Genomic DNA, 13,951 nt, shown 5'->3' with positions numbered 1-13,951 from the left:
CGCGGACCACTGGCCGCCAGGCCGACGAACACCTGATGGAAGATGCCGAAGCCGTGAATCTCGCTGCCGACTGGTCCGATATCAGTCAGGGGCTGCGCAAGGATCTGGGGCATCAGCTCCACAGCCAGTGGATCAAGCCGATCCAGCTGGGCGCGCTGAACCGCGATTGCGGCACGCTGGACCTGTACCTGCCGACCGAATTCTCCGCCAACTGGGTGCGCGACCGCTTCCACGACCGGCTCCAGCTTGCCTGGAGCATCGCGCGCAGCGAAGTGCGCAAGGTCAACATCATGGTCCACCCGGGCCGCCGCCAGCTGCCCGACCTGCGGCTGGACGACGGCCGCCGCCCCGCCAATGACGGCGCGAGCGCGATCGCCATGGCAGCCGGCGCGCTCGGCGATGCGACCTTCACCTCCTCGGTCGGGCTCGATGCCTCGCTGACCTTCGCCGCCTTCGTGACGGGCGAGGCGAACATCCTCGCCTGCAACGCGGCGCAGCGCATGGCGGCATTGGAACAGCCGCAGTTCTCGCCGCTCTACCTCAAGGCGGCGACCGGTCAGGGCAAGACCCACCTGCTCCACGCGATCGGCCACGGCTATCTGCAGGCCCACCCGCGCGCGCGCATTTTCTACTGCTCGGCAGAGCGTTTCATGGTCGAATTCGTCCAGGCCCTGAAGTCGAGCCAGACGATCGAGTTCAAGGCGCGGCTGCGCTCCTTCGACCTGCTGCTGGTGGACGACATCCAGTTCATCATCGGCAAGGCAAGCGCGCAGGAAGAGCTGCTCTACACGATCGACGCGCTGCTGGCCGAGGGCAAGCGGCTGGTCTTCGCCGCCGACCGCGCGCCGCAAGCACTCGACGGGGTCGAACCGCGCCTGCTCAGCCGCCTGTCGATGGGCCTCGTCGCCGACATCCAGCCCGCCGATATCGAGCTGAGGAAGAAGATCCTCGTCAGCAAGCTCGCCCGATTCGCGCCGCTGAGCGTGCCCGAGGACGTGGTCGATTTCCTCGCCCGCACCATCACCCGCAACGTGCGCGAGCTGGTCGGCGGCCTCAACAAGCTGATCGCCTATGCCCAGCTGACCGGGCAGGACGTGTCGTTGCAGCTGGCCGAGGAGCAGCTCACCGACATCCTCAGCGCCAACCGCCGCCGGATCACCATCGACGAGATCCAGCGCACGGTCTGCCAGTTCTACCGCATCGACCGCGCGGAAATGAGCAGCAAGCGCCGCGCCCGCGCCGTGGTGCGTCCGCGGCAGGTGGCGATGTATCTCTCCAAGGTGCTCACGCCCCGCTCCTACCCCGAGATCGGGCGCAAGTTCGGCGGGCGCGACCACTCGACGGTGATCCACGCGGTGCGGCTGATCGAGGACCTGCGCCAGCGCGACGCCGACATGGACGGCGACGTGAGGAGCCTGCTGCGGCAGCTGGAGAGCTGACCGGCACCAGGTTAGTTCGCACATAATCCCCACAATCTGTGCACCGCTCTGTCGACAGGCCCATCCACAGGCCTGTCGACAGCGCGTCCACAGGCTGTAAACAGCCTGTCCATGCCGCACCAACGCCTTTCCCCCGAGCTTGTCGCCCTGCCGCAGGGCTGGATTTCCGCGCTGCTAAGGGGCGGCAGGGGCAAGTGCCCGCGTTGCGCGGAGGCGCCGCTGTTTCGCAAGTGGCTCAAGCCCGTGGACCGCTGCGGGCATTGCAGGCAGGACTGGTCGGTGCAGCAAGCCGATGATTTCCCCGCCTATATCGGCATCTTCGTGGTCGGGCACCTGCTGGCGCCGGTGGTGATCGCGATGATTGCGGGCGGCATGTCGGCATGGCTCACCCTTGCGATCCTCCTGCCGGTGGCGGTGGTGATGCTTCTGGTCACGCTCCAGCCGACCAAGGGCGCGGTGATCGCCTTCCTGTGGTGGCACGGCATCGGCGCCTTCAAGCAGGAGCGGCGCCCCCTGCCGCCGGAAAGCACGCCCGAGCGATGAGCTTGTCGCCTGCAAGGCTCGACCGCTTCGCCCGCCATATCGTCCTGCCCGAAGTCGGCGGCGCGGGGCAGGTGCGGCTGGCGGCGAGCAAGGTCGCGGTGATCGGCCTCGGCGGGATTGGCTCGCCCGCGCTGCAATATCTCGCCGCGAGCGGCATCGGGCGGCTGGCGCTGGTCGATGACGACGTGGTCGACCTCTCCAACCTCCAGCGCCAGACGATCTTCACCACCCGCGATGTCGGCCACGGCAAGGCGGTGTCGGCGCGGCGCTGGCTGGCGAATTTCGACGATTCGCTCGGCGTCGATGTCTCGGACGCGCGGATCACCGCCGAGAACGCCGCGAGCCTCATCGCCGGGGCCGATCTGGTGCTCGACGGCACCGACAACTTCGCCACGCGCCTCGCGGTGTCCGACGCCTGCGTCGCCGCCGGGATCCCGCTGCTCTCGGCCGCCGTGGGCCGGTTCCAGGGGCAGGTCGGGGCCTTCGCCGGGCACCTCCCCGGTGAGGCCTGCTACCGCTGCTTCGTGGGCGACGCCTTCGATGCCGAGGACTGCGACACCTGCGCCGATGACGGCATGCTCGGCGCTATGGCCGGGTGGGCGGGAGCCTTCGCCGCGCTCCAGGCGGTCAAGGTGCTGCTCGAGGGCACGGCCGCGCTGGGACAGCCCGGCTGGGGGCGGCTCCACGTGCTCGACGGGCTCGAGCCGGGGATGCGCACCATCCGCATCCACAAGGACCCTGCCTGCCGCGCCTGCGCGCGCTAGGCGCTCGGCCCGCCCTGCACAGGCCACGGGGCGGCACGAAACGCTCCGCCGGCAAGGAACATCCCCCCACCCGCTCCGGTCGCCCACCTCTCACCCAAGGAGGCTTGAGCGATGAATTTCGATTATGACACGATCATGCTGCTGGCGGTGTTCACGCTGGGCGCGGGGCTGGTGATCGGCGTGATCTCGTGGCTGCGCGCCAGACGCGCGCAGGACCATCACGAGGACGCCGCGGTCGCCGAGCGCCAGCGCCACGAGGATCCGGCCGCGCCGATCGAGGGCACGCCGGGCGACATCGACCCGACCGTATCCGACCACCGCGGCGATCCCACCGCGGCGCCCGCCCGCAGCCGTGACGGCGTGCCGGTCGCCCCGAGCGATTCGGGCCGCAGCTGGAGCAAGGAACGCGGCAACAATCCGCCGACGCCTATTCCTCCGCGCGATTGAGCACTTCCTCCACCCACGCGGGCACCAGCACGCTCGCCGGGCCGAGCCGGGTTTCATGGAACAGCCGCGAGCCCTCGGAGGGCTCGAGGTTGAGTTCGAGCGTGCGCGCCCCCGCCGCCCGTGCCTCCTGCACGAAGCCCGCCGCCGGATAGACTGCGCCGCTGGTGCCGATGCTGACGAACAGGTCGCAAGTCGCGAGCGCGGCATAGATGCGGCCCATCTCGTAGGGCATCTCGCCGAACCACACGACATCGGGGCGCAGCATCGGCGCCTGGCAGACGGGGCACGGGGGGCGTTCGATCATCGTGCCAAACCACGGCGAGCGCATCTCGCAGGCGGTGCAGAGCGCCGATTTCAGCTCGCCATGCATGTGCAGCACGCGGGCCGATCCGCCGCGTTCGTGGAGATCGTCGACGTTCTGCGTCACCAGCAGCAGCTCGCCGCGCCATTCCCGCTCCAGCCGCGCGAGCGCCGCGTGCGCCGGGTTCGGCTCGACCTGGGACAGCGCGGCGCGGCGCATGTCGTAGAAGTTTAGGACGAGGTTCGGGTTGCGGGCAAAGCCTTCGGGCGTGGCGACGTCCTCCACCCGGTGCTGCTCCCACAGGCCGCCTGCGGAACGGAAGGTGTCGATCCCGCTCTCGGCGGAAATCCCCGCTCCGGTGAGGATGACGATGCGTTCGACCTGTGCCATGAGGCCTTCAAGCATGGGGCATGGAGGCACGCAATGGCACAGCTCAAATTCGGGGTGATCGGGCACAAGGGCCGGATGGGGCGGGCGCTCGAGGCGGCGATCACCGATGCCGGGCACGCGCTGTTTGCCGGGGTGGACGCGGGCGGGAGCATCGGGCCCTTTGCCTCGCAATGCGACGTGCTGGTCGATTTCTCCGCGCCCGATGCCCTCGCGGCGAACCTCGGCGCAGCGCGCGTGGCAGGCAAGCCGATCGTGGTCGGCACCACCGGACTGGAGGAGCCGCATTTCGTGCTGCTGGCCGAGGCCGCGCGCGCGGTGCCGGTGCTGCAATCGGGCAACTTCTCCTTCGGCGTGACGCTGCTCGCGCACCTCGTGCAGGAGGCCGCAGCGCGGCTCGGGGATGATTGGGACATCGAGGTGCTGGAAATGCACCACCGCATGAAGGTCGATGCGCCCTCGGGCACCGCCAAGCTGCTGGGCGAGGCGGCGGCGAAGGGGCGCGGGATCGTGCTCGGCGACAACATGGAAAGCGGCCGCCACGGGATGACCGGCGCGCGGGCGGCGGGCGCGATCGGCTTTGCGACCCTGCGCGGCGGCACCGTGGCGGGCGAGCACTCGGTGATCTTCGCAGGGAACGAGGAGCGCCTCGTGCTGGCGCACTCGGCGGAGAACCGGATGATCTTTGCGCGCGGCGCGGTGCGCGCGGCCGCGTGGCTTACCGGGAAGCCTGCGGGCCGCTACACCATGAACGACGTGCTCGGCGTGTAATTCTTGACCAGCAAGGCGGGCGGCGTATCACCCGGCCAATACACAGACGGAAACAGGGGATCCGCACCACATGACCGCCACACTCACGCCCGCGCAGGAAGCCGCGCGGATGGTCGACAGCCTCGGGCCCGAGGCGCTCGCCAAGGCGCAGGCCTACACGACCGGGGGCCACTGGGTGCTGCTGGGCGGCGTGCTGGTCACGGTGCTGGTCGCGGTCATCATGGTGCGTCTCAGGCTGCTCGACCGGATCGCCGCGCGCTTCGCGGAGCCGCGCCGGTTCGGGCCGACGCTGGTTGTCAGCGCCGCCTTTCTGGTGATCTCGACCCTGATTGCGCTGCCCTGGACGCTCTATACCGATTGGCACCGCGAGCGCGCCTTCGGCCTCTCAAGCCAGCCGCTCGGCGATTTCCTCGGCCAGATGGCCTTGAGCGAGGCGATCAGCACGGCGCTGGGCGCGCTGTTCCTCGCCGGGGTCTATGCCCTGATCCGCAAGACCGGCAAGCGCTGGTGGATGTGGAGCGGGGGCTTCGCCGGCGGCGTGACCCTGCTGGCGCTGCTCGCCGGGCCGCCGCTGATCGAGCCGCTGTTCAACGAATACAAGCCGGTGCCGCCGGGCGAGGTGCGCACCGCGCTCGAGGAAATCGCCGAGGATGTCGACATCCCCAAGGACCGCATCTTCCTCTATGACGGCTCGCGCCAGTCCGACCGCTTCACCGCCAATGTCTCGGGGATCGGCCCCTCGGCCCGGATCGCGATTTCGGATGTGGCGCTCAAGCAGGCGAGCCTTGCCGAGGTGCGCGCGGTGACCGGCCACGAGGCGGGGCACTACAAGCTCGGCCATGTGTGGCGCTATGTGGTGATCTTCCCGTTGCTGGCGATGTTGTTCTTCTTCCTGCTCGACCGTCTGTTCGCGCCCACGGCGCGGGCGCTGGGGAGCGATGCGAGCCTCGACGAGCCGCGCGGCCTGCCGGTCTTCGCGGTCGTCGGCGCAGTGCTGGGGCTGCTCGTCACCCCGCTCACCAACACCCTCACCCGGGTGGGCGAGGCCGAGGCGGATCACTATTCGCTGGTGACGGTGAACGAGCCCGATGCGCTCGCGACGGCCTTGGTCAAGACCGCCGAATACCGCTACCCGCGCCCCTCGGCGCTCGAAGAGGCGCTGTTCTACACCCACCCCCCGGTCGAAAAGCGCGCACTGCGGGCGATGGAGTGGAAGGCGGCCCATCCGAAGGCGGAGGCCCCTTCCGCCGCGGCACCATGAGCGCAATCGATGCCGCGCAGCACGCCTGGCGGGCCGAGGGCGGGGGCGAGGATGCGGCGCGGCGGTGCCTTGCCTTCCTCGACCGGATCGGGATCGCCACCGGGCGGCTCGACGAAGGCGAGGCGCAATTGCTCGACGGGCTGGCGATCATCGGCGGCCGGCTGCTGATCGATCCCGCCGTGCCGGTCTGGCCGGGCGATCTGCTGCACGAGGCCGGTCACATCGCCGTGGCCGCCCCCGAGGATCGCGCAAGGCTCGGCCCGGTCAGCGCTGACGCCGCCGACGAGATGGCGACGATCGCCTGGTCCTATGCCGCCGCCTGCGCCTGCGGATTGCCGCTCGAACAGCTGTTCCACGAGGGCGGCTATCGCGGCGATGCGATCATGCTGCGCAAGGCCTTCGCCTCGGGCTCCCATATCGGCGCGCCGATGCTGGGCTTCTTCGGCCTGTGCGATCCCGACCGGCAGCCCGGCGATCACCCCTTTCCGGCGATGAAGCGCTGGCTGCGCTAAGGCCCTTTGCCCGATGACCCCCTGCCCATGAACAAAGACCGGATCTTCGAATTCTTCCGCCGCCTCGCCGAGGACAATCCCGCGCCCCAGACCGAGCTGGAATATGGCAATGCCTACCAGCTGCTGGTCGCCGTGGCGCTGTCCGCGCAGGCGACCGATGTCGGCGTGAACAAGGCCACGCGGGCGCTGTTCCGCAAGGTCGATACCCCGCAAGCGATGCTCGACCTGGGCGAGGAGGGGCTCAAGGAGCACATCAAGACCATCGGGCTGTTCAACTCCAAGGCCAGGAACGTCATGGCGCTCTCCCGCATTCTGGTCGAGGAGCATGGCGGACAGGTTCCGGACAATCGCGAGGCGCTGACCCGGCTCCCCGGCGTGGGGCGCAAGACCGCGAACGTGGTGCTCAATTGCTGGTTCGGGCAGGAGACCTTCGCGGTCGACACCCACATCTTCCGCGTCAGCAACCGCACCGGCATGGCCAGGGGCAAGACGCCCGAGCAGGTCGAGGCCAAGCTTGAGAAGCGCGTGCCCCAGCCCTTCCGCCGGGATTCGCACCACTGGATGATCCTCCACGGCCGTTATGTCTGCAAGGCGCGGACGCCCGAGTGCTGGCGCTGCAAGGTCGTGGACCTGTGCTCGTTCCGCAAGAAGGTGCTGGAGCCGCCCAAGGGGCGCGTAGCGGAATCCAAAGCGGATTAAGGCGCGGTTCAAGCGGGCGGGCGATGATGGCGTTTCCTTCAGGTGGAGAGAAGCCATGACCGCCCGTTTGCTCGCGCTCGCCCCCCTGCCGCTGCTGATGCTGGGCGCCTGCGCCTCCGACCCCGCCGCCGAGGCCGCGCGCACCCAGGCCGCGCTCGACGCCGCGCCCGCCGCGACCGTGAAGGGCCCCGGTCAGAACTGCATCGACCGCTCGCAGGTGCGCAACACCGTGGTGCGCTCCGACCGGGTGATCGACTTCGAGATGGTGGGCGGAAAGGTCTACCGCAGCACGCTCCCGGCGCGCTGCCCCGGCCTCGAATGGGACCGCGCGATCACCTACGAGACCTCGATCAACCAGCTGTGCACGCAGCAGATCGTCTATGCGCTCCAGAACATCGGCGGCACGCTGCAACGCGGCGCGGGGTGCTCGCTGGGCGAGTTCGTGCCGGTGGAGTATGTGAAGGAGTGACGGGAGCGGCTGCGACCGGACAGCCCTAGAGCACAGTCGCCTCGCGCACATAGTCCCATTCGCCCTGCCCGCTCCAGGCAAGACCGTCAGGATAGCGCACCTCGACCCCGGCGAGATCGACCGGGTCCGCCAGCCACATGTTGACCCCCATCATCATATTGCCGTGCTGCGCGATTGCCGCTTCGGTCATCACGAAATGGGTGGTCGCCGCGCAAGCCGGACACGCATGAACTTCGGCCGCCGCGCTCGGCTTGTCGGTGCGGCGATGGCCGCAAGTGACCCCGTCAACGGCCACCTCGCCCGGATGATAATAGCCCCAGCGCGCCACCGCGCCCGTGCAGAGCGTGCAGTTGCAATCATGAATGAAGTCGGGTTTGCGAGCGACCTCGAGCGTTACAGCGCCGCACTTGCACTTGAGCGTCATTGCACTGGTCTCCTCAGCCGCGCCCCGCGTCTTCAAAATTGCTCGGATCGAGCTCCAGCCCCGCGCGGCCGTCGGCAGCGGTATGGGCGGGAGCATGGGGGTGATCGACGTAGTCGGGCTCCTCGACCTCGAGCATCCCCTCCCACTTGGTGATCACCGCGGTCGCCACCGCGTTGCCAACGACGTTGGTCGCGGTGCGGCCCATGTCGAGGAACTGGTCGATGGCGAGGATGATCGCGACGCCCTCCACGGGAAGCCCGAACATCGCCAGCGTGCCGGTGATGACCACCAGCGACGCGCGCGGCACCGCGGCGATGCCCTTGGAGGAGATCATCAGCGTCAGCAGGATCATGATCTGCGTGCCGATAGAGAGATCGATGCCATAGGCCTGCGCGATGAAGATCGTCGCGAAGCTCATGTACATCATCGAGCCGTCGAGATTGAACGAATAGCCCAGCGGCAGCATGAAGCCCGAAATCCGGCGCGGCACGCCGAAGCGGTCGAGCTGCTCGAACAGCTTGGGGAGCGCCGCTTCCGACGAGGCGGTCGAAAAGGCGATCATCAGCGGCTGGCGGATGTAGCGGATCAGCGTCCATGTCCGGCGCCCAAGGAACACCGCGCCCGCAGAGAGCAGCAACACCCACAGCAGCACCAGCGAAAAGTAGAACTCTGTCAAGAGCGTGAGGTAGGTGCCGAGGATCGCAAGGCCACTCGCCGCGACCACGTTGGCGAGCGCGCCGAACACCGCGACGGGGGCGTAGCGCATGACGTAGCCGGTGACCTGCAGCATCATCTCCGCGAGCGCATCCGCGCCCTTGACCAGCGCATGGCCGCGCTCGCCGATGGCCGACAAGGCGACGCCCGCAAAGATCGAGAAGACGAGGATCTGCAGGATGTTGTTGGTCGCCAGCGCCTCGACCGCGTTCTTAGGGAAGATCGAGAGGATGAAGTCGGTCGCCTTCAGCTCCTTTACCTCGCCCACCGCGGCGGTGGCGGCGGCGACATCGGGGATCGGCGCGCCGATGCCGGGCTGGAAGATGTTCACCAGCACGAGGCCGAGGCCGATCGAGATCAGCGAAGCGGTGATGAACCACGTCAGCGCGCGCACGCCGATGCGGCCCAATGCGGCGCTGTCGCCCATGTGGGCGATGCCGACGACGATGGTCGAGAGCACCAGCGGGGCAACCAGCATCTTGATGAGGTTCAGGAAGATGTCGCTCATCAGCTTGAACCACGGCGCGATCTGATCCTTGATCACGTCCGCGGGCAGGCTCTGGTTGAGCACCTGGCCTACGATCACGCCCAGCACCATGCCGGCCAGGATATAGAGGGTAAGCTTGCGGTCCATCCCTGTCGGTTTCCCCTAGAATCGCAGCGCGATGCCCCGGGGAACGGCTGCTCAGATATCGTCTGCGCTGACCAGCTCGGCCGTGTCAATCTCGCCCGTCAGGCTGGCCACGGTTACCGCGACCGCGGCGTCGCCCGTTACGTTGGTGGTGGTGCGCATCATGTCCATGATCCGGTCGACCCCGGCGACGAAGGCGATGGTTTCCAGCGGCACGTCGACCGCGCCGAACACCAGCGCCATCATGATGAGGCCCGCCCCCGGGATGCCCGCCGCGCCCACTGCGCCCAGCGTGCCGAGCAGCGCGATCATGCCGTAATCGGCCCAGCTGAGGTCCACCCCGAAGATCTGCGCCCCGAACAGCGTGGCAAGGCCGAGATACATCGCCGTGCCGTTCATGTTGATCGTCGCGCCGAGGCTTATGACGAAGCTCGCCACGGAATTGGAGACGCCGAGGTTGCGCTCGGCACAGCGCAGGGTGACCGGCAGGGTGGCGTTGGAGCTGGCGGTGGAATAGCTCACCGCCATCGCATCGACGATCCCGCGGAAGAAGCCGATCAGCGGCTGGCGCGCGACCAGCTTCAGCATCCCGCCATAGATCAGCGCAATGATCAGCGCGCAGCCGAGATAGTTCAGGAACACCAGCTTGCCGAGCGCGGTCAGCGCATCGAATCCCAATGTGCCCGCCACCCAGGCCATCAGCGCGAAGACGCCGAAGGGGGTGAGTTCCATCACGATCATCGTGACCTTCTGCATCACCACGCTGCCGCTCTCGAAGATTCGCAGCACCGGCGCGCCATCCTTCTCGGCCATCAGGATGCCGATCCCGATCAGCAGCGAGAAGACGATCAGCGGCAGCACGTTGACGTCGGCCATGACCTGCACCGGGCTCTGCGGGATCATGCCGAGCACCATGTCGCGCCAGGTCGTCTCGTTGGGAGGAGGGGCCGCGCCCATATCGATCCCCGAGGTGTCGACCCCGAAGCCCGGCCCGATCACGGTGCCGAGGCCGAGGCCCAGCCACACCGAGATCTGCCCGGTCACCACGAACAGCAGCATCGCGCGCCACCCGACCGCGCCGAGCTTCCTCAGGTCGCCGATGCTGGCGACCCCGGCGACGAGGCTGAAGAAGATCAGCGGCACCACCAGCATCTTGATGAAAGCGATGAAGACATCGCCGATGATCTTTATGCTTTCCGCTTCAGGCCCCCACAATCGTCCGGCGATGATGCCGAGGATCAGGGCAGCTATCACCCGCTGCCACAGGGGAACCCGAAACCAGAACGACACAACCTTACTCCTTCAGCTCCTCGTCAAGCGCCAGCGCAGCTCGGGTGATGCGGGCATAGATGCGCGCAAGGGCGGCAAGATCGGGGATCGCAACCGCCTCGTCGCGCTTGTGCATGGTCGCATTGCACAGGCCGAACTCGATCACCGGGCAGACACTGCGAAGAAAGCGCGCATCGGAAGTCCCGCCGGTGGTGGAAAGTTCCGGCGCCACCCCGGTTTCCGCCGCGACCGCATCGCTGACCAGCCTGGAGAAGGCGCCCGGCTCGGTCAGGAAAGGCTCGCCCGAGATGACAGGCCGCGCACGGCCGCCGTGCTTTTCGGCGATGGCGTAGACCCGTTCGGACAGGCTGTGGCCGGTGTGGAGGTCGTTGAAGCGGATCGAGATGCGCGCCTCTCCACGCGCGGGGATGACGTTGTGCGCCTTGTTGAGGGCGGCGATCTCGGTGATCTCGAGGTTCGACGGCTGGAACCACCTTGTGCCGGTGTCGAGCGTCAGCGCGTCGAGTTCGGCGAGGATCGCGACCAGCCGCGGCAGCGGGTTGTCGGCGAGGTGCGGGTAGGCGACGTGGCCCTGCGTGCCCTCGACCGTGATGAAGATGTTGACCGAGCCGCGGCGGCCGATTTTGACCATGTCGCCCAGGCGGTGGACCGAGGTCGGCTCGCCGACGAGGCACAGGTCGGGCTGGATGCCCTCTGCGGCCATGTGGTCGATCAGCGCGCGGGTGCCGTGGAGCGCGGGGCCTTCCTCGTCGCCGGTGATGATGAAGCTGAGCGTGCCGGCGTCCTGCGGCACCTCGGCCACCGCGGCGACCATCGCGGCGATTGCGCCCTTCATGTCGACCGCGCCGCGCCCGTGGAGCAGCTCGCCGCGCACCTGCGGGGTGAAGGGGTCGGACGCCCAGCCATCCCCCGGCGGCACCACGTCGAGGTGCCCGGCGAAGGCGAAGTGCCGCGATCCTTCGGGGCCGGGCCGGATTGCGAAGAGGTTCTCGACCGGCGCTTCCTCCGAGCCTTCGGGCCCCTCGCCCCGGGTGAAGCGGTGGACGGCAAAGCCCAGCGGCACCAGCATCGCCTCGAGCTCGGTGAACACCGCGCCCGTTGCAGGGGTAACCGAAGGCGCGGCGATCAGGCGCTTGGCAATATCGAGCGGGTCGAGCATCATCCGAGGCCTAGCAGGAGTTGCCGCCGATGCCCAAGCTCGATCTTGCCGCGATTCCCCAGACCAATGCGACCGGATACCCCGCGCCCTTCGATGCTGCGGTGGAGGGGCGCTGGTATCGCCGCCTCGCGCCTGCCAGCGGCCTCACCCGGATGGGCGCGAGCCATGTGACGCTCTTGCCGGGCGCCTTCTCCTCGCAGCGTCACTGGCACCGTGCGGAGGACGAGCTGGTGGTGATGCTGGCGGGCGAAGCGGTGCTGATCGACGACCACGGCGAGACCCCGGTCGGTCCGGGCGACGTGCTCGCCTTCCCGGCGGGGGAGGCCAATGGACACCACCTCCACAACCGCTCGGACGCGCCTTGCGTCTTCGTCGCCATCAGCGCCGGAGACCGCCAGGCGGACAGCGGCGCGTATCACGATATCGACATGGTGTTCGACGCAGACGGCTATGCCCGCAAGGACGGCACCCGCTACGCCGCGCGCCGCACGCCCTAGCGCCGCCGCCTTCGCGGCTCGTCCGGCACCAGCGGGCCGGGCTGGAACGCCGCCTCGATCAGCCCCGCGATCCTGAGGCCCGCCTGCACCACCCGCCGCCGCGCAATCGGCACGCCGCGGACGATGTCTTCCTGGCTGAGCGCGGCCTTGGCTGGCAGGCTACCGTCGCACAGATTATCGGTGTCGAAGGCGGTGGGATAGACGAAGCTGCGCGCGATCTCCCAGCTCTCGCGGCCCCAATCGTCGGGGGTGCCGCCCGCCAGCTCGGCGCGCTCTTCCGACGTGTAGCGCCGCACCACCGGATCGGCCGGATCGCTGATCGCGCGCTCGGCGAGCGGGCCATCCCAGATCGAATGGAGGTTGAGCCCCGGCTTGATCCCGTAATCGGCCTCGCGCTCATTGCCGCCGCGATCCTCATTGTCGCCCGAATGGAGCGGCATGTGCACATCGCCCGCGAAATGCACGAGGAAGGCGAGCGCCTCGAGCCGGATCGGCGCGGGCAGGCGCTCGTCGGCGAGCACCCGCTGCGCGCGCGTGATCTGCGCGGTGACGCAATTGCCGCCGGGGCAATTGGCGCGCGGGTCGAAGGCCTTGCAGATCGGCGCGGTGCGATAGTGCCATGCGGCGGTGTAGCCCCAGCGCCACCCTTCGGCCCGCACGCAATCGGCCCAGACCGCGGCGTCCTCGAGCGTCTTCAACGCGCAGTTCGGCGTGCCGAGATCCTTCTCGCGCGCCAGCAGCCTGGCGATCTTGGCGCGCGCTTCGGGCGAGACATTGGCGAGCGCGATCGCGGCGGTCTGGCGGTGGGCATATCCGCCCCATGCCAGCGCGGGCACCGGCGCGAGCGCGAGCAGAACCGCGAAGAGACCCAGTAGACGCCGCATCACGCCACCTGCTCGAATTGTTCGATCACCCATTCCTCCTCGTCGGCCGCGCCGATCCATTCGCGCATCCAGTCATGCCCCAGCAGCGCCTCCATATAGGCCTGCGCGAAGCCGGGGACACCGATGCCGTAGGTGACGAAGCGCGTCACCACCGGGGCATAGAAGATGTCGGCCGCGCCGAAGGTGCCGAACAGGTAGGGCCCGGCGCTGCCGTGGCGCGCGCGGGCCTCGGCCCACAGAGTGAGGATGCGCACGATGTCGTGCCGGGTCTGCTCGGAGACACCCGGAAGCTCGACCCGGCGGCGCACGTTCATCGGCAGCTCGCGGCGCAGCGAGAGGTATCCCGAGTGCATTTCGGCAACCATCGCGCGCGCCATCGCGCGGGCGGCATCATCCTTGGGCCAGAACCGCTCGCGCCCGACCTTGTCGGCGCAGTATTCGAGGATCGCGAGGCTGTCCCACACCACCGCATCGCCATCCCACAGGATCGGCACCTTGCCGCTCGAGGGCTGGACCTCGTCCATCCCCTGCTTGAGGCGATCCCACTCCTCGCCCATGATCGGCACGGTGAGCTCCTCGAAGTGGAGCCCCGACTGCTTCAATGCGAGCCAGCCGCGCAGGGACCAGCTCGAGTAGTTCTTGTTGCCGATGATAAGCTTCATCTCGGTCTGCTCCACCTGCAGGACTGATCGGGGCTTGCCCTAGATATTCAGGCTGGCGCTGTCGAGGCTGAACAGTCTATTGCAAATCGACTTTCAC

The 13,951-nt window shown here is 68.3% G+C and carries 17 protein-coding genes; 10 read left to right on the top strand and 7 right to left on the bottom strand.

All coding sequences use genetic code 11. The features are described from left to right. Positions 1-35: 35 nt before the first annotated feature. The 4 genes from dnaA to AX692_RS08810 all read left to right on the top strand — a co-directional run bounded on the left by dnaA (position 36) and on the right by AX692_RS08810 (position 3,193). On the top strand, positions 36-1,439 hold the full coding sequence (gene dnaA / locus AX692_RS08825) for a chromosomal replication initiator protein DnaA (protein WP_073974783.1): 1,404 nt from the start codon (positions 36-38) through the stop codon (positions 1,437-1,439). Positions 1,440-1,550: 111 nt separating this feature from the next. Then, on the top strand, positions 1,551-1,982 hold the full coding sequence (locus AX692_RS08820) for a DUF983 domain-containing protein (protein WP_073974763.1): 432 nt from the start codon (positions 1,551-1,553) through the stop codon (positions 1,980-1,982). Then, positions 1,979-2,746 (top strand): HesA/MoeB/ThiF family protein, encoded by a 768-nt coding sequence (locus AX692_RS08815; protein WP_196489963.1) that lies wholly within the window; start codon positions 1,979-1,981, stop codon positions 2,744-2,746. The genes AX692_RS08820 and AX692_RS08815 overlap by 4 nt, the downstream gene beginning before the upstream one ends. Before the next feature lie 111 nt (positions 2,747-2,857). Next, positions 2,858-3,193: a hypothetical protein gene (locus AX692_RS08810; RefSeq protein ID WP_073974764.1), complete on the top strand. Its 336-nt coding sequence runs from the start codon at positions 2,858-2,860 to the stop codon at positions 3,191-3,193. On the opposite strand, the gene AX692_RS08805 is transcribed toward AX692_RS08810, so the two are convergent. Continuing rightward, entirely contained in the window at positions 3,174-3,884 is a 711-nt protein-coding gene (locus AX692_RS08805; protein WP_073974785.1) for an NAD-dependent deacylase, read from the bottom strand. The two genes, AX692_RS08810 and AX692_RS08805, sit on opposite strands and share 20 nt — an antisense overlap. Positions 3,885-3,917: 33 nt before the next feature. On the opposite strand from AX692_RS08805, the gene dapB reads away from it, so the two are divergent. The 5 genes from dapB (at position 3,918) to AX692_RS08780 (ending at position 7,593) form a co-directional block, all read left to right on the top strand. Further along, a complete protein-coding gene (dapB, locus tag AX692_RS08800) occupies positions 3,918-4,652 on the top strand; it encodes a 4-hydroxy-tetrahydrodipicolinate reductase (protein ID WP_073974765.1) in 735 nt (244 codons plus the stop codon). Positions 4,653-4,722: 70 nt separating this feature from the next. Continuing rightward, positions 4,723-5,913 carry a M48 family metalloprotease gene (locus AX692_RS08795; RefSeq protein ID WP_230959672.1) on the top strand — a complete coding sequence of 397 codons (1,191 nt, stop codon included), beginning with the start codon at positions 4,723-4,725 and terminating at the stop codon, positions 5,911-5,913. After that, complete coding sequence (locus AX692_RS08790) at positions 5,910-6,425, top strand: hypothetical protein (protein WP_073974766.1); 516 nt, start codon at positions 5,910-5,912, stop codon at positions 6,423-6,425. Before AX692_RS08795 ends, AX692_RS08790 begins: the two co-directional genes overlap by 4 nt. Positions 6,426-6,452: 27 nt before the next feature. Continuing rightward, on the top strand, positions 6,453-7,124 hold the full coding sequence (gene nth, locus AX692_RS08785) for an endonuclease III (protein ID WP_073974767.1): 672 nt from the start codon (positions 6,453-6,455) through the stop codon (positions 7,122-7,124). A gap of 55 nt (positions 7,125-7,179) precedes the next feature. Then, entirely contained in the window at positions 7,180-7,593 is a 414-nt protein-coding gene (locus AX692_RS08780; protein ID WP_073974768.1) for a hypothetical protein, read from the top strand. Between the two features lie 25 nt (positions 7,594-7,618). On the opposite strand, the gene AX692_RS08775 is transcribed toward AX692_RS08780, so the two are convergent. The 4 genes from AX692_RS08775 to dapE are packed head-to-tail and all read right to left on the bottom strand — an operon-like array spanning position 7,619 to position 11,811. Next, on the bottom strand, positions 7,619-8,017 hold the full coding sequence (locus AX692_RS08775; RefSeq protein ID WP_073974769.1) for an aldehyde-activating protein: 399 nt from the start codon (positions 8,015-8,017) through the stop codon (positions 7,619-7,621). Positions 8,018-8,030: 13 nt separating this feature from the next. Beyond that, positions 8,031-9,365, bottom strand: coding sequence for a dicarboxylate/amino acid:cation symporter (locus tag AX692_RS08770; RefSeq protein ID WP_073974770.1), 1,335 nt, complete (start codon positions 9,363-9,365; stop codon positions 8,031-8,033). A gap of 51 nt (positions 9,366-9,416) precedes the next feature. Next, positions 9,417-10,652 (bottom strand): dicarboxylate/amino acid:cation symporter, encoded by a 1,236-nt coding sequence (locus AX692_RS08765; RefSeq protein WP_073974771.1) that lies wholly within the window; start codon positions 10,650-10,652, stop codon positions 9,417-9,419. A gap of 4 nt (positions 10,653-10,656) precedes the next feature. Beyond that, on the bottom strand, positions 10,657-11,811 hold the full coding sequence (gene dapE, locus AX692_RS08760; RefSeq protein ID WP_073974787.1) for a succinyl-diaminopimelate desuccinylase: 1,155 nt from the start codon (positions 11,809-11,811) through the stop codon (positions 10,657-10,659). 29 nt (positions 11,812-11,840) lie between these two features. On the opposite strand from dapE, the gene AX692_RS08755 reads away from it, so the two are divergent. Continuing rightward, complete coding sequence (locus AX692_RS08755; protein ID WP_073974772.1) at positions 11,841-12,308, top strand: cupin domain-containing protein; 468 nt, start codon at positions 11,841-11,843, stop codon at positions 12,306-12,308. Here AX692_RS08755 and AX692_RS08750 read toward each other — a convergent pair. Then, positions 12,305-13,192 carry a S1/P1 nuclease gene (locus AX692_RS08750; protein WP_073974773.1) on the bottom strand — a complete coding sequence of 296 codons (888 nt, stop codon included), beginning with the start codon at positions 13,190-13,192 and terminating at the stop codon, positions 12,305-12,307. The genes AX692_RS08755 and AX692_RS08750 overlap by 4 nt on opposite strands. Then, entirely contained in the window at positions 13,192-13,854 is a 663-nt protein-coding gene (locus AX692_RS08745; RefSeq protein WP_073974788.1) for a glutathione S-transferase family protein, read from the bottom strand. Before AX692_RS08745 ends, AX692_RS08750 begins: the two co-directional genes overlap by 1 nt. Positions 13,855-13,951 lie beyond the last annotated feature (97 nt).

Source organism: Erythrobacter donghaensis (assembly GCF_001557325.1).
Classification (GTDB): domain Bacteria; phylum Pseudomonadota; class Alphaproteobacteria; order Sphingomonadales; family Sphingomonadaceae; genus Erythrobacter; species Erythrobacter donghaensis_B.
This window is presented reverse-complemented; position numbering and strand designations above follow the sequence as displayed.